The organism is Microbulbifer okhotskensis, from assembly GCF_023895975.1.
Classification (GTDB): Bacteria; Pseudomonadota; Gammaproteobacteria; order Pseudomonadales; family Cellvibrionaceae; genus Microbulbifer; species Microbulbifer okhotskensis.
Genome location: NZ_JALBWM010000010.1, coordinates 55,951 through 74,800, shown reverse-complemented (window position 1 = coordinate 74,800; position 18,850 = coordinate 55,951). Strand labels below are relative to the sequence as shown.

17 protein-coding genes are annotated in these 18,850 nt (G+C 47.3%); 9 read left to right on the top strand and 8 right to left on the bottom strand.

All coding sequences use genetic code 11. The features are described from left to right. The first annotated feature begins 209 nt into the window (after nt 1-209). Nucleotides 210-533 carry a hypothetical protein gene (locus tag MO867_RS04270; RefSeq protein WP_252464929.1) on the top strand — a complete coding sequence of 108 codons (324 nt, stop codon included), beginning with the start codon at nt 210-212 and terminating at the stop codon, nt 531-533. Nucleotides 534-741: 208 nt separating this feature from the next. Beyond that, nucleotides 742-1,935 (top strand): IS256 family transposase, encoded by a 1,194-nt coding sequence (locus tag MO867_RS04265; protein ID WP_252464927.1) that lies wholly within the window; start codon nt 742-744, stop codon nt 1,933-1,935. Nucleotides 1,936-2,310: 375 nt separating this feature from the next. On the opposite strand, the gene MO867_RS04260 is transcribed toward MO867_RS04265, so the two are convergent. The 4 genes from MO867_RS04260 to MO867_RS04245 form a co-directional block, all read right to left on the bottom strand. After that, complete coding sequence (locus tag MO867_RS04260; protein ID WP_252464925.1) at nt 2,311-3,501, bottom strand: capsular polysaccharide export protein, LipB/KpsS family; 1,191 nt, start codon at nt 3,499-3,501, stop codon at nt 2,311-2,313. Then, nucleotides 3,501-4,205 (bottom strand): ABC transporter ATP-binding protein, encoded by a 705-nt coding sequence (locus MO867_RS04255; RefSeq protein ID WP_252464923.1) that lies wholly within the window; start codon nt 4,203-4,205, stop codon nt 3,501-3,503. The genes MO867_RS04260 and MO867_RS04255 overlap by 1 nt, the downstream gene beginning before the upstream one ends. Then, a complete protein-coding gene (locus MO867_RS04250; RefSeq protein ID WP_252464921.1) occupies nt 4,202-4,921 on the bottom strand; it encodes an ABC transporter permease in 720 nt (239 codons plus the stop codon). The genes MO867_RS04255 and MO867_RS04250 overlap by 4 nt, the downstream gene beginning before the upstream one ends. 61 nt (nt 4,922-4,982) lie before the next feature. Beyond that, nucleotides 4,983-6,281 carry a glycosyltransferase gene (locus MO867_RS04245; protein ID WP_252464919.1) on the bottom strand — a complete coding sequence of 433 codons (1,299 nt, stop codon included), beginning with the start codon at nt 6,279-6,281 and terminating at the stop codon, nt 4,983-4,985. An 18-nt stretch (nt 6,282-6,299) separates the two neighbouring features. Here MO867_RS04245 and MO867_RS04240 point away from each other — a divergent pair, with 18 nt between their 5' ends. The 7 genes from MO867_RS04240 (at nt 6,300) to MO867_RS04210 (ending at nt 13,442) form a co-directional block, all read left to right on the top strand. After that, nucleotides 6,300-7,445 (top strand): glycosyltransferase, encoded by a 1,146-nt coding sequence (locus MO867_RS04240; RefSeq protein ID WP_309143294.1) that lies wholly within the window; start codon nt 6,300-6,302, stop codon nt 7,443-7,445. A gap of 307 nt (nt 7,446-7,752) precedes the next feature. Beyond that, the gene (locus MO867_RS23715) at nt 7,753-8,001 is read left to right on the top strand and encodes a glycosyltransferase (protein ID WP_305884232.1); all 249 of its coding nucleotides are present in this window, start codon (nt 7,753-7,755) and stop codon (nt 7,999-8,001) included. Beyond that, the gene (locus tag MO867_RS04230) at nt 7,994-9,085 is read left to right on the top strand and encodes a glycosyltransferase family 4 protein (RefSeq protein ID WP_252464915.1); all 1,092 of its coding nucleotides are present in this window, start codon (nt 7,994-7,996) and stop codon (nt 9,083-9,085) included. Before MO867_RS23715 ends, MO867_RS04230 begins: the two co-directional genes overlap by 8 nt. Nucleotides 9,086-9,575: 490 nt before the next feature. Beyond that, nucleotides 9,576-10,427: a glycosyltransferase family 2 protein gene (locus MO867_RS04225; protein ID WP_252464914.1), complete on the top strand. Its 852-nt coding sequence runs from the start codon at nt 9,576-9,578 to the stop codon at nt 10,425-10,427. A gap of 87 nt (nt 10,428-10,514) precedes the next feature. Further along, nucleotides 10,515-11,630: a GDP-mannose 4,6-dehydratase gene (gene gmd, locus MO867_RS04220; protein WP_252464912.1), complete on the top strand. Its 1,116-nt coding sequence runs from the start codon at nt 10,515-10,517 to the stop codon at nt 11,628-11,630. Nucleotides 11,631-11,633: 3 nt separating this feature from the next. Then, nucleotides 11,634-12,590 carry a GDP-L-fucose synthase family protein gene (locus MO867_RS04215; RefSeq protein WP_252464910.1) on the top strand — a complete coding sequence of 319 codons (957 nt, stop codon included), beginning with the start codon at nt 11,634-11,636 and terminating at the stop codon, nt 12,588-12,590. A gap of 81 nt (nt 12,591-12,671) precedes the next feature. Further along, the gene (locus MO867_RS04210) at nt 12,672-13,442 is read left to right on the top strand and encodes a glycosyltransferase family 2 protein (protein WP_252464908.1); all 771 of its coding nucleotides are present in this window, start codon (nt 12,672-12,674) and stop codon (nt 13,440-13,442) included. 102 nt (nt 13,443-13,544) lie between these two features. Here the strand turns inward: MO867_RS04210 and MO867_RS04205 are convergent, their stop codons facing one another. The 4 genes from MO867_RS04205 to MO867_RS04190 all read right to left on the bottom strand — a co-directional run bounded on the left by MO867_RS04205 (nt 13,545) and on the right by MO867_RS04190 (nt 18,760). Next, complete coding sequence (locus tag MO867_RS04205; RefSeq protein ID WP_252464906.1) at nt 13,545-15,167, bottom strand: BatD family protein; 1,623 nt, start codon at nt 15,165-15,167, stop codon at nt 13,545-13,547. 155 nt (nt 15,168-15,322) lie between these two features. Continuing rightward, nucleotides 15,323-17,179: a VWA domain-containing protein gene (locus MO867_RS04200; RefSeq protein ID WP_252464936.1), complete on the bottom strand. Its 1,857-nt coding sequence runs from the start codon at nt 17,177-17,179 to the stop codon at nt 15,323-15,325. Between the two features lie 2 nt (nt 17,180-17,181). Beyond that, nucleotides 17,182-18,222, bottom strand: coding sequence for a vWA domain-containing protein (locus MO867_RS04195; protein WP_252464904.1), 1,041 nt, complete (start codon nt 18,220-18,222; stop codon nt 17,182-17,184). After that, a complete protein-coding gene (locus tag MO867_RS04190; RefSeq protein WP_252464902.1) occupies nt 18,215-18,760 on the bottom strand; it encodes a DUF4381 domain-containing protein in 546 nt (181 codons plus the stop codon). Before MO867_RS04190 ends, MO867_RS04195 begins: the two co-directional genes overlap by 8 nt. Nucleotides 18,761-18,850 lie beyond the last annotated feature (90 nt).

Below are 18,850 nucleotides of genomic sequence, written 5' to 3'. Positions count from 1 at the left end.
ATTCTAGGTCTATTCTGTTCGTTTTTACACCGATTTATATGGGACAGCCCTGCCTTCCGGGATGAAGTTTGTACAAGATCCTGACAACCCAGCTCATTATTTACTGGCAGTAACAGAACGCATGCGAGTTGATGAACTCGTTTTCAAACTAAGATCTATATCTGATAGAATGGCCATCATGACAGACCTGCAACTGGAGGCTTATAAAAGTGCTTAAATTTAAAGAATCTGAGTCTGATGCTAAAAGCCTCGCTTTACATTATGCCAAAGAAATGAATGATGAACTTCTTGAAGAGTTTATAAATTCGAAAGTACAAATTAATTCGAACGAAATGGCAGTTTCATTGACCGAATCATTTTGGGAAATGACAGACTTAGCAATCAAAGATAATGAAGAGCAAAAAATCATAGAGGGAATTACTGATATAGAGTTCTGGATGCATAAACTCTTTAACAAATTCTCTGGCTACATGCTTATTAATGGTTTTGAAGAAGTTTGGGAAAGCACATCAAGTAAGATGCGCGCTAACTAAAGCTAGCCATAACGATTGCCTATACCTTCTTTTTAAGTGAAGTGGTTTAGAATTAATATAGCTATTAGCAACAATTCTGGACTCCCACCAAATAGAGTAGCGACCAGAGCAATAGTAGCAGGTGAAAAAATTGGTATTGGGTATAAAAAATCGGTAGTGTTCAGAATTCTGTGTCATTTCTTTACTATTAGCAAAAAAGAGATGACCCATGACCAAACCTACTTTCGATATGAACGCTGCCGTTAAGGCGCTGCGTGAGGGCAAGGATCTCAGCGGCAAAGATGGCATCCTCACCCCACTGATAAAACAACTCACTGAAGCGGCCATGCAGGCGGAATTGGAGGAGCACCTCGCCAGCGAGGACAAGCCCAACCGCAAGAATGGTACCACCTCGAAAACCATGAAAAGCCCGGTCGGTAGCTTCGTACTTCAGACTCCGCGGGACCGTGCTGGTACCTTCGAACCTCAAATCGTCAAGAAGCATCAAGCCCAGCTTACCGACGAACTGGAGCGCAAAATCACTGCCTTGTTTGCCTTGGGCAACAGCTACCAGGACATTCGTACACATATTGCCGATATCTACGGAATGGAGCTTTCCAACGGCACCATCAACACTGTTACAGACAAGCTGCTGCCTGAGCTTCAAGCCTGGCGTGAGCGTGATTTGGAGGCTATTTACCCTATCGTCTGGCTCGACGCTATTCATTATAAGATCAAGGAAAATGGCCGTTACGCTAGCAAGGCTATTTACACGATTCTTGGTCTTAATATCGAAGGCAAGAAGGAGTTGTTGGGGCTCTATTTATCCGATCAGGAAGGCGCCCACCACTGGTTGAGCGTTCTAACTGATCTCCATAACCGTGGGGTCAAAGATATCCTGATTGCTTGTATCGATGGCTTACAGGGCTTTCCCGAGGCCATAGAGAGCATCTACCCAAATACCGAGATCCAGCACTGTATCATTCACCAGATCCGCAACTCGCTGAAGTATGTAGCTTCAAAAAATCAGAAGGCCTTTATGGCTGATCTTAAGTGCGTCTACAAAGCGGCAACGCTCAATGCCGCCGAGCATGCCTTAAATGAGTTGGAAACGAAGTGGGGTGACAAATATCCGATGGTGATCAAGTCGTGGCGCGGCAAATGGACAACTCTCTCGGCCTACTTTAAATACCCGGAATATATCCGCACTCCGATCTACACGACTAATGCGGTGGAAGCCGTACACAGGCAGTTCCGTAAGCTGACCAAAACCAAGGGTGGCTTCGCCAATGAGAATAGCTTACTGAAGCTTCTGTACGCCGGTATACTAAAAGCCTCCGAGCGCTGGACGCACCCGATTCAAAACTGGAATCTGACGCTGTCACAACTAACGATCCACTTTCCAGATCGGCTGGAGAAATAATCAGCCTCTGAGTCTATTGAAGCTTTATTGCCCTGGAAGCTTCGAGGTATAACAGGTGCAGAGCTGCCGAATAAATTAAAGGGTGGGGTTAACTTAGCGTCTACCGATTTACCACGTGCACAAACCGTTGTGGATATGCCTTGGAATCTTCAGGGTATAACGGAAGCAGACCTATCGAAAAGATAAAAAATGGGGGGGGTAGCTGAGCTTTTACGTCTATGAAAGTGCAGGGCTAGAGTGTTTACATAGTTACAAAGTTTATGGGAAAAATGGTTTTCTTACGAAATTGGTGGTGAAGCATGATAGGGCAAAATAACCGGCTGAGAAGGTTGTCAAGTGGCTGTAGTTCATCGCGTTTTGATGGGCTGTCACTTGTTATTCCGGGTGGTTATTTAGCTTATTTTTAGCCCATATCTTAAGATTGGCAAGAATAACGCTGGATAGAGGGTAACCTAAAAGCCTACAATTTTTGACAGCTGACAATAGATTGTTATATACAGTGGTGGTAGATAAATCAAGATCTTCTTGTTTGCATAGTAAAGTGTATAGAAGTTCTTCTTGCTTTCCTATTGAAAATTTATGATGGGTGGGAATCATTTCTTCTAGGCCCAACTTGATAATGGCATCGCTACCTGAAAAAACGCCATCACCTACCGCATAAACAGGCTTTTCGTATATCAGTGTTTCTAATAAAACGGTACTATTTATCCCCAAAATACAGTTAGACTTTGAAATCAATTGGTGTAATGGGGTTTCGTTGTCGAGTTTTACCCGGCTATTCCTAGGCAGGAAATTATGTAAGGATCTGCGGTCAAGAGGATGCTGGCGTGCAATAATATTTATATTCGGATCTACACGAGGTTCTACCCATTTAAGAAAGTCATTCATTGTGGGAAATGGGGAAAATTTTGTGATATTAGTGTCAGTTTCTAACTGAAGTGGGATAAAGACATATCCATTATCGGATATATCGTTGCTCTTATATTTTTCCCTATATGATAACTTCCATTGAATTACATTTTGGCGTTCTTCTAAGCTGATATCTCTGGGTTTTGTAAATGAAATTTCACTTTGCGCATTTACTCCAAGGGGGTCCTCATAGTATGTGCCTGCCTGAGGAAACCATCCAGCCTCCAAAAAAGAGAATTTTTGATTTGGATTCATATTGCGAGCAAGATCTATGAAGTTCTGCTGGTAATGGGGTAAGCCATTCCAAATTATTATTTTTTCGGGTTTGTAGCTTTCTAATGCTCTTTTGAAATAGGCTGTTCGATAGTGTTTTATATGTTTTAGAGTTTCTCGCGGATTTTCTATGAATTTTTTTTCGAGGGTTTTATTTCTGGGGATGGCGGCGAAATTAAAGCCACTTGTTGCGATTTTTGCCTTTATTATGTTTGTGCAATTGACGCTATGTGGGTGATTAATGTGATTTCTGCTGAGGAGTTGTACCTCTTCTTCAACCAATAGCAAAATAGAATTTCCGAGTTCGGACTCTTTGCGTGCAATTGCCAATATTACATCTGCGCGCCGAATGTCTGGCATCGGTTCATATATCAGGATGCGCATTACTTTTGTGACTCTTCATAAGCTGCCACTACAACTTTGCTATCACCGTAGCGGGCTACAACACCATTTTCAATCCATAGGGCCTTATTGCAAAGTCGCTTTACAGTTTCTGCGGAATGAGAAACTAGGACTATAGTATCTCCTGAGGTGATTTTCTCTCTCATCACCGCCTCTGACTTTTTTCTGAATCTTGAATCCCCGACGGCCAGAATCTCATCAATGAGTAAGACGTCGGTTTTTAAGTGGATTGCTACGGCCATTCCAAGCCGCTGCTTCATGCCTGTAGAGTAGTTTTTGACTGGTTGATCAAAAAAACTTCCAAGCTCAGAGAATTCATCGATTTCATTGAGCTTGCTGACAATATGCCGCTTTTTCAAACCCATCATCATACCGCTGATGACGGCGTTTTGGCGGCCAGACAGGTTCTGATCATAGCCGACTGTCAGGGAGAGCAGCGCGGTTCTGTGACCGTGATTGACCACCTTCCCGCTATCTGGTTTGATAATGCCATTTAGCAGGCGAAGCAAGGTGCTTTTGCCTGCACCATTTCGGCCGATAATCCCGAGCGAGTCGCCCTTATACAGTTCGAAACTGATATCTTTTAGCGGGCTATATACACTGGTAGCGCGAGTAAATGGAATTCCCGAGCGATAGGTCACCCGTATATTCTTGAGGCTGATAGCCGATTTCTTTCTTTCATTCATCGTTGCATTAATGCCCTGGCGAATACGGGGTTAAGTTTATTCATCAATAACCTGGCTAGCGTATAAAGTGTTAAAACGGCACAGCCGTAAATCGCCAAATTGAATATATCGGGTGCCTGGTTATACATTAATACGTCACGATAACTTTGAATAATCCAGATCATCGGATTGTATGTGAGAATATTTTGGGCGCTTTCCGGAAGAGAGCTGACAGTATAGAGAATACCCGAGCCATACATGCCAAGCCGTAGCAAGTGGGGGAGCAAATTGGATAAATCCGGTATAAATGGAATCAGCATGCTGGCGATCAGGCCGCACGCATAGTTCAACAAAAACTGAACTCCTAAAATTAACGGAAGGTAGATGTAGCTTAATGTAGGGGGATACCCCATAACCCAAAGACCGATCAGTAGCAGCGAAAAAACAATACTGAATTTGAAGGTGTCCATGACGATATTGATTGAGGGGAGTACCACCTTAGGGAAATTGACCTGGCTGATTAATGCATGATTTTGAGTGATTGCGGCAGAGCAGTGGTTGACACATTGAGCAAACCACTGCCAGACAACCAACCCCACCAGCAGGAAGGGAATAAAATCTTCTGTTCCCCGTTGAAATACCACGCCAAAAATAAAGTAATAGATCGCCATTGAGAAAATTGGTTCTATGATCCACCAGAGGAAGCTTAAATAGGTTTTTGAAGCTTCGGATCTCAAATTACAGAGCGCCTTATAGAAGACGATATCTCTATGGTGTTTTTTCAGAAAAATCACAGGATTACAACACTTTTTGGTATTCGGTTAATATTTCTTTCGACACTGCTTCGGAGGATAACCCTAAAGTCGGGTAGCCTATTTTCGATATGTCTTTTTTTGCTACGCTTAGCAGCTCTCTCAGTCGCCTCACATCATTGACCGGGAATACGGCAGCTGGAGGAAGAAGTTCCGCGCAGCCTGGTATATTGGAGGCGAGAACGGGCCTTTTCCTAGCTGCTGCTTCAAGCAATACTTGCGGTTGATTTTCTGGTGAGTTACTAGGTATTACCAGGACATTCACAGAGTCTAGAAATTCTTTACTTTGCGGTTCGTTAAGTTCGCCAAAATACTGGGTATTTTTATAGGTGTTTAGGCACTGTTTTGCATATTTCTGAGCGGATGTTTTTCCGGCGACCTTGAGTGTTATTTTTGAGTCACCAAGGTCGTTTAGTGCATGGATAAGGGTATGCAGGCCCTTGTGTGGGGCAAGGGCCCCAAGAAACCCCACTACAAATGAATTATTATTCGTTTGTCGAGAGCAGTTTGTTTCAAACCAAGTGTTCGACAGACCCGCAGGAATGTATTGGCTATTGTTAAGTGAGAAGTATTCCCTAATCAGCCTCTGACTTGTTTTGGAGAGGCAAATTACCTTTTTGGCTTTATTCAGGACTGAGATCAGTATTTGTTTGCGATCTTTATCTTCTGGCTGGGCAGTAAATTGAGCATTCTTCAAGTGCAGAATTTTGGCGATACAATTTCTGGCAGCAGGGAGCTGAGAGGCAACTTTAACCAATCTGTTAGGATGTGTTTCCGCAATACAACGGAAGCAGGTTTCTTGCTCGGAAAAACCTGAGCAGAACTCGCCGGACTTAAGCGTCAATGTATGCTTTGGGCAGAGCCACCAGAAGTCGGTGATCGAGATAAAGTAAGGGATGCCAAGCTTTTGGGCGGCGTTTAGCAAATTGACGCCAATATGGGCTGGATTCACCATATGCACCAAGTCAGGTTTCAGCTTTCTAAGCAGGCTTTGGCAATTATCAATTGAGTCGCCTCCAGTGGTGCCCCAACCAAATGTCGGAAGTTTGATTAGCTGAAATTCCCCTTCGTCAATAAGTGAGCGATCGGTTAGTATCTCCTCCGGGTCACCGCCAGCAACCACAATATCGCATCCCTGCTCACTTAAATCACGCGCGAGGTTGCGAATATACTTTTCAGTTCCCTGATTATATCCGGGCCCGAATTGCATAGTACAAAATAGTATTCTCACATTGACACCGGGGTTACTGGAGCGGTTATCATACCCTAATACGTTATAAAACAATAGGTTATCTGCGGGGCTTTGGTCTCGCTATTAAGTGAGTCTCCATTGATCCCCAATCCTGAAATCCTGCATTGCTACAGAACCTTTTATCCTGAATCTCAGGGTGGGGTCGAACAGGTAATTCTAGAGATTGCACAAAAAACGGACAAATGTGGCGTCCTGACTCTGGCGAACTCTCCTTTACGTTTGAAGTTGAATGAGCAGTTTCCTGTGACTGCAAAGCGGCGTTGGTTTTCGATTGCTTCATGTTGTGTAGGGCCTGGGCTTTTTAGGGCTTTGTATCGCTCAAAAGCTAAGTTGTTGCATTTTCATTTTCCCTGGCCGTTCGGTGACCTGTCATATTTCCTGGCTGGCAGGTCACGCCCACTGGTGGTGACCTATCATTCCGATATCGTCAGGCAAAGGGTGCTAGGTACCTTATATCGACCTTTGATGCACTGGTTCCTGGGCCGGGCAGATCGTATCGTGGCAACCTCATATAATTATCTGGAAACTAGTCCAGTTCTTGCCGCTTATCGGGACAAGGTAAAGGTAATACCTCTTGGGGTTTCTGAGCAAGGGTATCCTGAGCCCTTGGAGAATGCTTTGGTAGACGTTGAGATGCAGTACGGCAAGGATTTTATGTTGTTTGTTGGTGTGCTCAGGTATTACAAGGGGCTGGAGTACTTAATCCGGGCCGCTGTGAATCAGCCCTATCGTGTTGTTATAGCCGGTAAGGGTCCCGAGGCTAAACGCCTAAAATCGCTGGTGGATAAACTTGGGGCAAGCAACATATATTTTTCTGGGTTTGTCAGTGATGAACAGAAAGTGGCACTGATGAAATTATGCCGGGCAGTGGTCTTCCCCTCTCATTTGCGCTCGGAGGCTTTCGGAGTAACTTTGATTGAAGGGTTGATGAATAGTAAGCCCCTTATCTCCTGTGAAATTGGCACTGGGACCAGTTTTGTTAATCAGGATGGAGAAACTGGGCATGTTGTGAAGCCGGCTGACCATCTCGCACTGCGTAAAGCGATGAATGGTTTGTGGTCCGACCCTGTGAAAGCAGGGGAAATGGGGCGCGCTGGTCGTTGTCGTTACGAGAGGTTATTTACGGCTGACAAAATGGTCGCTGCTTATCATCAGCTCTATCGGGAAGTTCTCTTGGTGAGGGGGCTAGTAGATTAGTGGCCAGAATAATGGTGGATATCTAGCCATTTTTAATTCCCTTCATGTTAATTGGGCGTTACATCTCTGCAATATTGGAACGCATGCTGAGAGGTGAGCACTTTTGGTGCCCGTGCAGTCATCAGTCGCTCCTGGTTGATTTTCAATATCTTCCTAATGTGACGGTACGATCGGGGGGATTAAGTTCGTTCTTTGCTCGGGTGGTTTTCCTTCATATCTGTGTTCGGAAGCCTTTGGGGTCACTTTGGTTGAGGGGCTTTTGGCAGCTAAACCGCTGAGTTGTGAGACGGGGACTGGAACCAGTCTTGTGAATGAGAGTGGGGTGATCGGTCATGTAATTCCCCCATCGGATAGCGAGGCACTCAGAGAGGCCATGAATGACTTCAGTTCCATCCATAAAAAGACCAGGGTTATGAGGCATGCTGTTCCTAAGCGTGACGAGGCGCTGTTCACAGGGGAGAATATGTACATTGTTTATCAAGAACTTTACCGGGAATTGTTTGGGTATGATGTAGATAGTGTTGTGACTAAGTTCGATAGGGGTTCCAATGCTTAGGATAGGGGTTGATGCCAGGCCGCTTTCAGTTGCCACTACTGGGATTGGCCGTTACACGGAGGCTCTTATTGAGCGTATGCTGAAGAGTGGAGATCAGTGGTTTCTGTACAGCGACGCTCCCCTCCCGGATAGGTTTTATACGATCGAGAATGTGGTCGTACGCTCGGGGAAGATTGGACGCAAATCCCTGGGTACACTTTTTGCCCAAGCCCGCTTCCCGGGTTGGGCCAAGCGAGATGATGTGCAGGTGTTTTGGTCGCCAAGGCATCATTTGCCGTTGTTGATGCCGTCTTCGGTTAACCAGGTTGTAACAATTCACGACATGGTTTGGCTGCGCTTTCCTGAAACCATGTCTGTTTTCGGTAAGTACCTGGAGAGGGGTTTGATGCCTCCTTCAGTACGTTTAGCTCATACAGTTATCGCTGTGTCACAGTTCACAGGCGATGAACTTGCAGAGTTACTGCCGGAATCCGTAGTGAAAACAGTCGTTATTCCCGAGGCCCCATTTCTGCAAAATTCAGAAGCCCGGGTTGATGGTGAGTATTTCTTGTTTGTGGGTACTCTAGAACCCCGCAAGAATTTAGAGCGCTTACTTACAGCATATCGAGCTTATGTGGATACAGTCTCATCTGAGCCTCTGCCATTATACATTTGTGGCGGGCGTGGCTGGGGGTTGCCCCGGCTAAGTGAAATTATTGCTGAGCTGGGGATAGGCAAAAACGTAAAGCTACTGGGTTATGTGCCTGATCATGATTTGAGCGGCCTGTATCGGAGCGCCAGGGCGCTGCTTATGCCGTCGATCTATGAGGGATTTGGGCTGCCTATTGTTGAGGCATTTTCGCAAAATACTCCGGTCATGACCTCCGAAGCTGGAGCAATGCGCGAGGTTGCAGGTGGTGGAGGCTTGTTGGTAGACCCGCTCTCGGTTTCGAGCATGGCGGATGGCATTATCCAGCTGCATTCAAACCTGGGCTTGGTTCACGATCTTCAGCGGGCTGCTGGAGCCAGAGTTTCGGAATTTTGCTGGGGTCAGGCGGCAAAGGATACCTTGAAAGTGTTGGAGCAGGCTGCTGCTGATAGGTAGCTTTTTAGTATTTCTTTCTTTTGGCGGCGTATGGTCGTACGCCGTATCTCACTTTTAAAACAGTTTTTACATGGTTGCAGTGCTTCTATCAGCTTGCGCCTGTATCAATAGCATTCATGTATCCCTGAATTTATTTATGTCTCTTACTTGAGCGGATTGCTTTGTGGTCTTTGTAGTGACAGCTGGCTGTTTTTTAGTTTGATGGACATGTGGTGGGGTAAACTAAGGAGTTGTTGGAATCTATTTTGCTAATAGGATTCGGTTTTCTGCTTGTGTAAGGCTCCCAGATTAAATGGTGGGCCCCGTTAATATTGCGATCTACAGCTATTATTCATCCTGCCTTTATGTTGAAAATTCCGCCCTTCCTGCTTGGTAACTTATGTGGGTGGTTGCTAAATGTGGGGATTGTGCTAATCGTTTAGTTTGTGCGTGATGATTCAAATGTCTGGCAACGTCTATTATTGGTGCTGTAATGCGGGTCAAATTTTCGGTGATTATTCCGGTTTACCAGCAGTGGCATTACATTGACGAGTTGCTCCGCTACTTGGAGCTTCAAGAGGTTTCAAGGGGGCTTTTTGAGCTTATCCTAATATCAAATGATGGTGAGCTGCCGCTCACTTTAAGAGAGTGCAGCTACCGAATCAAAGTCGAGCAATGTGAAAAGCCTGGTTCTTATGCGGCAAGAAATAGGGGGGCGCAGTTAGCCGGTGGGGAGTGGCTTGTATTTACGGATGCTGATTGTTTGCCTGACCCGAAATGGATTGCTGAGATTGAAAAAGGTCTCAGCAACTCAGTAGGAAAGGGCGAAGTCTTTGCTGGTAATATTCGAATGCTCAAGCAGTGTGAATTTTCCAGCATTTATGAGGTATATGATTTTGTCAAAGGAATACCCCAGGAGGTTTACGTATCTGCTGGCGTTGCCGCGACAGCAAATTTAATTGTGGAAAAATCACTGTTTATAAATTCGGGTGGTTTTGATGAGCGCTCTTATTCATGTGGCGATTTTGAGTTATGTAAGAGGTTGCGTGAATTAGGGTGTCGATTGTTGTTCTTGAGGCTGGCTTTCGTTTGTCACCGGGTAAGAAGTACCTGGCCTGCTGTTTCTACGAAGGCGCGACGTATTAAAGGTGGGCAGTTTCTTACCAGTGGGGGGGGGGGTAGGCTTCGAGTGGTTATTTTTACACTCCTTCCACCGATAAGGTCGATTCTTTATTTCTTAAGGATGAGGAATGTATCAATTAAGCATCGGGTACTGGCTATTTTAGTACAGCTAAGGTTGTGGGGGGTGGAAATTACAGAGTTGATACGCCTAATAGTTGGGGCGAATCCAGAGCGACGTTGATCCGTGAGAATATAGTTTATTAAAGAGGGGTTTGGTGTGGTGCAGTAGTATTTTGGAGAATTAATAATTCTAACAGGCTGGAAATGGATGAAAAAAGCACTAATAACAGGTGTTACCGGTCAGGATGGTTCTTATTTGGCTGAGTTTTTATTGGCTAAGGGGTATGAGGTCCATGGAATAAAAAGACGGTCCTCCTCATTTAATACGAGCCGTATAGATTATTTATATCAGGGGCCGCAGGATAGTGGCCGGAGATTTTTCCTTCACTATGGGGATCTGACGGATGCCAGCAATTTGACCCGGATACTTCAAGAGGTACATCCTGATGAAATCTATAATTTAGGTGCGCAATCTCATGTGGCGGTGAGTTTTGAATGTCCGGAGTATACGGCAAATGTTAATGCTCTTGGCGCTTTGAGGATACTTGAAGCGATACGGCTTTTAGGGTTTCAAGAAACCAGATTTTACCAGGCCTCAACTTCTGAACTTTATGGGGCTCCCCAAGTTTTCCCTCAAAATGAGGATACGCCTTTTAACCCCCGCTCTCCATACTCAATTGCTAAATTATTTGCCTATTGGACTACGGTAAATTTTCGTGAGGCCTACGATTTGTATGCTTGCAATGGGATTCTGTTCAATCACGAATCTTCACGGCGCGGAGAGACTTTTGTTACCCGAAAAATTACTCGGGGATTGGCAAATATTGCTCAGGGCTTGGAGCAATGTTTGTACTTGGGAGATTTGAATGCATTTAGAGATTGGGGGCATGCAAAAGACTATGTTGAAATGCAGTGGTTGATGTTGCAGCAAGAGAGTCCTAGGGACTTTGTTATCTCCACGGGATTGCAACATTCCGTAAGAGAATTTTTACATTATTCGGCTCAGGAGCTAGGAATAACAATAGAATTCAAGGGGAGAGGAGATAGGGAGGTGGGTATTGTCTCTTCGGTTGTAGGGGAAAGTGCACCTGCAGTGAGGCCCGGAGATAAGATTATTCAGGTTGATTCGCGCTATTTTCGCCCCGCAGAGGTGGAGTCCCTAATGGGAGATGCCTCATTGGCACGGCAGGAGCTGGGTTGGGCTCCAAAAACATCCTTGAAGGAATTGATTGGTGAGATGATTAGCCATGACTTGAAGGAGGCAAAACGAAACTTGTTGCTCACCAGGAATGGCTACCGTGCTGATCTTATTTGTGAGGAATAATTTATGAATCAACCCCAGAGAATTTTTGTTGCCGGGCATCAGGGTCTGGTTGGTTCAGCTCTGCTCAAAAGGCTAAAGGCGGCTGAAAATTGTAAAGTAATTACCTGTCCCCGAGACTCTCTGGATTTGATGGACCCTCGTGCGGTTGCTGATTTTTTTCACAGTGAATCGATCGATGTCATTTATTTGGCTGCAGCGAAGGTAGGGGGGATATTGGCGAATAGCAAGTTCCCCGCTGAGTTTATTCATCAGAACCTGATGATTCAGGGCAATGTCATTCATGAAGCTCACAAGGCAAATATCCAGAACTTGTTATTCCTCGGATCATCGTGTATTTACCCGAAAAATGCCCCCCAACCTATACAGGAAAAAGACCTTCTTAGAGGGGGGTTGGAGTCGACCAACGAGCCTTATGCGATCGCCAAGATTGCTGGAATCAAGTTGTGTGAGTCTTATTCTCGGCAATATGGGCGAAATTATCGCAGTGTGATGCCAGCTAACCTGTATGGTCCTCATGACCACTTTAGCTCTACGGGTTCCCATGTTATCCCGGCTTTAATGCAGCGTTTTCATATCGCCAAGGTGAAAAGGAAGGAGGTTGTGAATGTTTGGGGGAGCGGTAATGCTCGCCGCGAATTCCTGTATGTGGAGGATATGACTGATGCGTTGGTCTTTACTATGAATTTAGAGGATGCACGGTATAGATCCGTTACGGAGCCCATGTGTTCCCATTTAAACTTGGGCACTGGAAGTGATTGCACCATCAAGGAGTTGGCCTATCTGATTGCGGAAGTCATTGGGTTTGATCGACGCATCGTTTTTGATCGGTCTATGCCTGATGGCGTGCCCAGAAAATTACTGGATACTTCGAAATTGTCAAGGTTGGGGTGGGGGGCTCAGACTTCACTAAGGGAGGGGCTGACAAAGACGTATGATTGGTATGGGGAAAATTTATATTGAGATAGCCTTGCATATCGTAATTTGTACTAAAATTCTCAAGAGTAGTTTTACTTTTCACAAAAAGACAGCTTGAGATTTTCTGTGATAAAAATAAGCCTGATTACCGTTTGCCTTAATAGCGCGGAAACTATCCGTGACACAATTCGGTCGGTTCTTGCTCAAGATTATGCGGATATCGAGCACATTATTATTGATGGCGGCTCCACTGATGGCACGCTAGAAGTTATTTTAGAGTTTAAAGATCGCGTAGCAGTTATTGTTTCTGAAAAAGATGGTGGTATCTACGATGCGATGAATAAGGGGATTCGTTTGGCATCTGGGGATATTGTTGGCACTATAAATTCAGATGATGTTTATACAGATAATCGTGTTATATCCAGTGTGGTCCATGAATTTTTGATTTCGGAGGCCCAGTCTGTTTATGCGGATTTGGAGATTGTGGATCGCAACGACTTAAGTGAGCGGGTTCGTTTCTATGGCTCAAGTAAATTTCAGGTCTCTAAATTTCGCTGGGGCTGGATGCCACCCCATCCCACTTTTTTTGTGCGGCGAGACTGCTACAAGCGGCTTGGCTTATACAAAACCGATTACCGGGTAGCTGCGGATTTCGAGTTGTTGGCTCGTTTTCTGTATGGAGGCAGGATTAGTTTTAGGCGATTGCCAAAATGTATCGTTAAAATGAGAGAGGGTGGCGTGAGTTCAAGCGGTTTTTGGGGGCGCTTGCATCAGAACCTGGAGATTGTCAGGGCCTGCAAAGAAAATCATATCTATACAAATTTCTTCTTGATTCTATTCAAAATTCCACTAAAGCTGTTGGAATACACTAATTTTGTTCTTCCTCAAAAGAGATGAATACACATATCTTTATATGTGAAAAAATCTTCTCATCCCGGGGTTGCGGGCTACCGAGAAATATTTTCCTGCAGCCCGCCTGCTTTCTGTAGTTGTATCTACCTAAGAAAACAGTGTCGGTAAAGCGTCTCCTGAGCTTTGAGATTCAGGCCTTATCTGCGTATTGAGTAAAGACTCAATGAGTTCACTTGCTCTTTCAATGTTTAGAGGTTCGGCTGGCGATTGGTAGATGGCCGCATCTAAAATGCCTTGTAACTCGCCAAGCTCTTTTAAGTGAAGCTTTTGAGTGGCTTCGCTTAAGTTATCTCCGTCGGTGTACGGCCATTTCGCGTGAATCCATTTCAGGGTAGCCTGCTGGATACGCACAGGGTTTCCGCCGGTTAGAGAATTTTTTAGTGCACTTGTTTCCCGTTGCAGGTCTGGTATCAGAGTATCTTCTTCAGCTTTTTTTTGGCGAAAGTTGCGACGTTGGGAGTAGATATACATAACCCAGAAAAGGTGAGAGATAATTGCCAGGATAGCCAAATTTCGCCAAAAGTGGCTCTCTTTGCGGGTTTGACTAATGGTGGGCGTTGCGCTTGGGGCGCCGCTTTCTTCTGCGCGGCTGTCGCTTGGGGTGAGGGCAGCTGTGCCTGAGACGCTAAAGCGAAATGCGGGGAGTTGCGTAGTGCGTTGTCGCTGTGTCTTGGTATCCCACCAAGTGACGCTGATGGGGGGAAGTTGGTAGTCTCCGGGCTTGGTGGCGACAATAGCTGTAGTTTCTATTCGGCTCCCTGTCACGCCATTGGGGCCAACCTGATCTTCCTGCTGGGGTTGGTCAGGGTAGGTCTTTAGTCCTTCGGCATTGAGTCTGGGTAGCGGTGGTAATTGCGCGGCTCGAAGGCCCTCTGCCCGCACCGTCAGAATTCGTGTAATAGGCTCCCCTACGGCAAAATTTTCGGGGTCCTGGCTCCAGCTTTGAACGATCCCCAAGCTAGCGGCTGGGAGCCACTGGCTGCCCGTGAACTTCGCAGGCTTTGGTAAGACCTCTACAGTTTTAGCTTGGGAACGCAGCCGGAGTCGCTGGCTGTTGCGGTTAAATAAGGAGAAGGGATCTCTGCGTCCGGCGATTGCGACATAGGTCAGTGCTGGGATACTAAGCTGGCCAGAGCTATCGGGGAATACGGCATAGGTGACTTCATAAACGGCATGGCTTACACCTTCGAGCTTTCGCTCGTAGCGTTGCTCATCCACTTTTTCCGCGTGAGCACCGGCGACTTGTAGCGGTTCGGTGGCAATATCATGCAGACCGATAGTGGTATATAGGCGTACTTTTACTAATAGCTGTTCTTGAACATAGACTTTTTCTTTATCCAGTATCACTTCCAGAAATGCCTGCTTGTTGCCGCCATTGGGGCCACTTTGAGCCTCGGCGACGGTGACTGGAACTGCGTCAGATACCTGGCCTTTATAGTGGAGGGACGGTATGAACAGTTTCCCTTCCCGCTTTGGAGCCAGAGCAAGCATCCATTCTACGAAGCTTTCTGCTCGTCCATTAATCACCCGGTACTGGTTGGATTGTTGGCGGGAGAGGATATCGAAGTCCTGTTCGAGTAATTCAAAATCAGGTTGGCCGCCACTTTTGTCACCGGAGTAACGCACGCGCAAATTAACGGTTTCATCTATGCCGATTTTGTTTCTATCGACTGTAGAGGTAAGGTCGCCGGCCTGAGTTGGTACTGACATGCAGAGCATAGCTGCCAGAAAAAACAGAAGGAGTAAGGCTTGATTGGATAGGAAGCCTTGGTGGTTCACAGGGCTCGGTGCGATGTCGGTGTTCATGTCCATAGGTTGCTGTAAATTATATGTCCTTGAATCAGTTGGCATTGTTTTACTTCTCCCTACCATCTCTGTGTTGCGCCATTTTCTGGTGGTTCCCATTCCCCGTTGCGGTAGGCACGGCGCCTTTGCAGGCTTTCGTACTTAAATTTCTCACGCATTAGGCCTGCTGGGTCGTCGGGAATTTGCCTGAGCCATTGATCTAGAGCCTGTTGGGTTTCCTGGTCAAGCGGGCTTTCTTCTGCACCTGAGGGTTGAGGCTCCCCCTCGGGTGGCTGCTCTTCACCTTGCTCTGCTTGTTGTTGCTGGCCCTGCTGTTCCTCGTCTGGTGGCTGTTGTTGGTCGCTTTGCTGCTGCTCTGCAGATTGTTGTTCAGGCGACTGTGGCGAACCAGAGGGTGATTGTTGGCTGTTTGATTGTTGTTCCTGCTCGCTTGGTTGTTGTTTGTTGTTTTCTGCCTGTTGTTCCTGGCTTTGTTCTTGTCCCTGCTTTTGCTGGTTTTGCTCCTGCTGGTTTTGTTGTTGCTCACCAGATTGCTGCTGTTTTTCTTGCAACTCTTTCAGCTTTTCAGCAATTTCCCGATTGTGTTCGGCATCTGCAAACTTGGGTTGTTTCTTCAGGGCATCATCGTAGGCTTCAATGGCTTTTTCGTAGTTACCTTGCTGCACTAGGCTGTTCCCTAGGTTGTACAAGCCCTGGGGCTCATCACTGTGGGAAAAATTTTCCTGTGCTTTGGCGTAGTTACCGGCCCGATAATTGGCCGTGCCTTTCCACTCAGGGTTGTGGAACTTCTGTGCAGCTTCGGCCGCCTCCCCTTGCTCCAGCAGGCGCTGACCCTGCTGGTCCTTACGTTGCCATAAGTCTTTCCATTCCATAGCCTGACTTTCATTCGGAAAACCGGTGAGGAGCAATAACGGGAGGGTGCAGGCCAGGGCACCTCGCCGGAATAGCAGGGCCGCGAAGGGGAGTATCAGTAGAATCAGCAGGGGTCCTTCATCGCGCCATTGGTCGAATTCTCTTTCTGTGAGTTGTGCCTGCTGTGGGCTATCCGTTTGCGGAAGTAGGTCATCGATATCGCTGTCGCTGACGGTGATCTTGGCAAAGTGTCCTCCGCTTCCCTGGGCGAGCTGGCGCAGTTCGCGGGTATCGAAGTTAGAGATAACAATGGCTCCCTTGCTGTCAGTTACAAATCCACCGCTATTTCCTCGGGGGATGGGGCTGCCCTCACCGCTGCCGACGGCAAGAATACTCATCTCTATTTTTGCATCGGCCAAGGATTTAGCCACCTCATCGGCGGCCATCAAATCTATGCCATCGGTAACTGCGAGCAGCTGGCCACGGCCGGCGGCACCGTCTTTGAGTAGCCGTATTCCAGTGTCGACGGCCATTTCTATATTGCTGCCCGGCACCGGCATGATAGAAGGCGATAGGGCGGGCACCAGATTGGCGATGGTGGCAGTATCTTCTGTGAGGGGAGTAACAACGTAAGCTTCGCCAGCATAGGCGACAAGCGCAGTCAGACCATCTGTCCTCTGCCGCAAAATATCCAGAATTTTAAGTCGGGCCCGGGTCAGGCGGTTGGGTGATAAGTCTGTGGCCATCATAGAGGGGGACAGATCGAGCAATATTACCAGTGCGTCCTGATTGCTGTAGACCGGGGTCGGAAGTTTGCGCCAGGTGGGCCCTGCTAGTGCGATAATCATTGCGGTCAGGAGTGCAAGTATCAGTGCAAATAACCAGGGCCTTTTACTGCCCCCGCGTAGGAGGAGATGGGGTAGCAGGTCTGGGTCGATCACTTTCTGCAGCTGAGCGCTATTGTGAACCATCTTGGCCAGGCCCCAGCATAGGAGCGCAGCAGGAATCAGTAGCCATAGGACATAGGGGTGCAGGAAGTGAAAAAATCGGAGCAGGTCGAGCATTGTCACTGGGCCTGGCCTCCATTACTGCGACTTTCGGTTTCACGTTTTATTGCGGGCTGCAGGCTAGCCAGCAGGGGCACTAACGCCCAGACTCCGGCAAATAACAGGGCGATGCCGAGCGGCCAAATGAATAGGGATTTCATGGGTCTGTAACTCTCCGCCTCTTGTTCGACCGGCTCCAGCTCATCAAGTTCTGCATAAATTTGTGCGAGTTCCTGAGGGTTGTGCGCACGAAAGTAGCGCCCGCCAGTTTTATCGGCGATGGACTGTAAAGTCTTGCTGTCGAGATCTCGGGATGGATTGATTCTACGGCTGCCAAAGCGACTGCCGAGAAGTCCAGATTGAACCATTTCCTCGGCCCCAACGCCGACGGTATAGACGGTAATTCCGGCCTGTTGTGCCAGTTCTGCCGCCTTGAGGGGGGAAACCTCTCCTGCAGTATTGGCGCCATCGGTCAGCAATATCAGCACTCGTTGTTCGGCCGGTCGTTGAGTTAGTCGTTTCACTGAGAGGCCTATGGCGTCTCCAATGGCTGTGCCCTGTCCAGCAAAGCCTATTTGGGCCTCTCTTAGCAAAGTGCCCACGGTTTCTCTGTCGTAGGTGAGAGGCGCTTGTAGATAGGCGCGAGTACCAAAAAGAACCAGTCCCAATCGGTCTCCCTGGCGGCGATCAACAAAATCTCCCACCACTTGCTTAACTGCATTAATACGCATGGCCGGACGGCCATTGATAACCATGTCGGGTGTTTCCATGCTTCCGGAAATATCCACAGCGACGAGGAGATCGCGGGCGCTACTGGCCTGGCTGATAGGCTCGCCATACCAGCGGGGGCGCGCGGCGGCACAGATAAGCAGCAGCCATATGACTACCAGTAAGAGGAGGTACAGAAAATTGCTTTGCTCTCCGCCACCACGCTGGGATAGTTCCGAATAAAAAGGGACCTTGAGGGCGCTGCTCATGGGTTTGGAACGGGGCAGTAACCAGCGTGCGATAATCGGCAGGGGGGCGAGAAAGAAAACCCAGGGCCAAGCGAACTCAAACATGCGCGGCCTCCCCTTTATTGTGTTTTTCCTTACTCTCTACGAATTGACTGTGCTGTTTTACCCAGGCTATCGCAAACTCCTTAAAAACATGATTTTTCTCAGGATCACAAGAGCCTCGGTAGAGGTGCTCGAGTAGCGCTTCTTGAGCATCTTCGGGGCAGTTGATGCTGGCGGAGCGCGCTAAAAATTCGATCCACTGGGCGCCGCTGAGGTTACCGCATTCGGTGCGGCTAAATGTGGTTACGGCGACTCGCTTGAGAATCTCGTTGATTTCAGGTGTTGCTTTGGCGCTCGCGGGATCGATAGCCTGGAGTAGCGAAACGGCCTCAACCCGATAGCGATTGCGCTCAGTTTTTCTACGTATTTGTCGCCACCACAGTACTGCGACGATCAGGCTGGCCAGCAGTAGTGTCGCGAGTATCCACCACCCCGGCGCGGGAGGCCACCAGCCGACGGCGCCAGGGTCTTGGATATCACGCAATTTCGAAAGCAGCTCTTGCGTTTCAGGAGCGGGGGGCTGCGGAGCGGGTGCTTGCATTTGTTTTGCTGCTGGGAAGTTTCCTTTTAGCACGATTGGACCCCACTGGAATTGCAAGCGCGATTCATTCCCAAATTTCTTATTAGGCCG

Coding starts and splice junctions, on each gene's coding strand:
- MO867_RS04215 (WP_252464910.1), top strand. CDS start 11,634: ATGAATCAACCCCAGAGAATTTTTGTTGCCGGGCATCAGGGTCTGGTT.
- MO867_RS04200 (WP_252464936.1), bottom strand. CDS start 17,179: ATGCTCGACCTGCTCCGATTTTTTCACTTCCTGCACCCCTATGTCCTA.
- MO867_RS04230 (WP_252464915.1), top strand. CDS start 7,994: ATGCTTAGGATAGGGGTTGATGCCAGGCCGCTTTCAGTTGCCACTACT.
- gmd (WP_252464912.1), top strand. CDS start 10,515: ATGAAAAAAGCACTAATAACAGGTGTTACCGGTCAGGATGGTTCTTAT.
- MO867_RS04190 (WP_252464902.1), bottom strand. CDS start 18,760: ATGCAAGCACCCGCTCCGCAGCCCCCCGCTCCTGAAACGCAAGAGCTG.
- MO867_RS04260 (WP_252464925.1), bottom strand. CDS start 3,501: ATGCGCATCCTGATATATGAACCGATGCCAGACATTCGGCGCGCAGAT.
- MO867_RS04265 (WP_252464927.1), top strand. CDS start 742: ATGACCAAACCTACTTTCGATATGAACGCTGCCGTTAAGGCGCTGCGT.
- MO867_RS04205 (WP_252464906.1), bottom strand. CDS start 15,167: ATGTCAGTACCAACTCAGGCCGGCGACCTTACCTCTACAGTCGATAGA.
- MO867_RS04195 (WP_252464904.1), bottom strand. CDS start 18,222: ATGTTTGAGTTCGCTTGGCCCTGGGTTTTCTTTCTCGCCCCCCTGCCG.
- MO867_RS04255 (WP_252464923.1), bottom strand. CDS start 4,205: ATGAATGAAAGAAAGAAATCGGCTATCAGCCTCAAGAATATACGGGTG.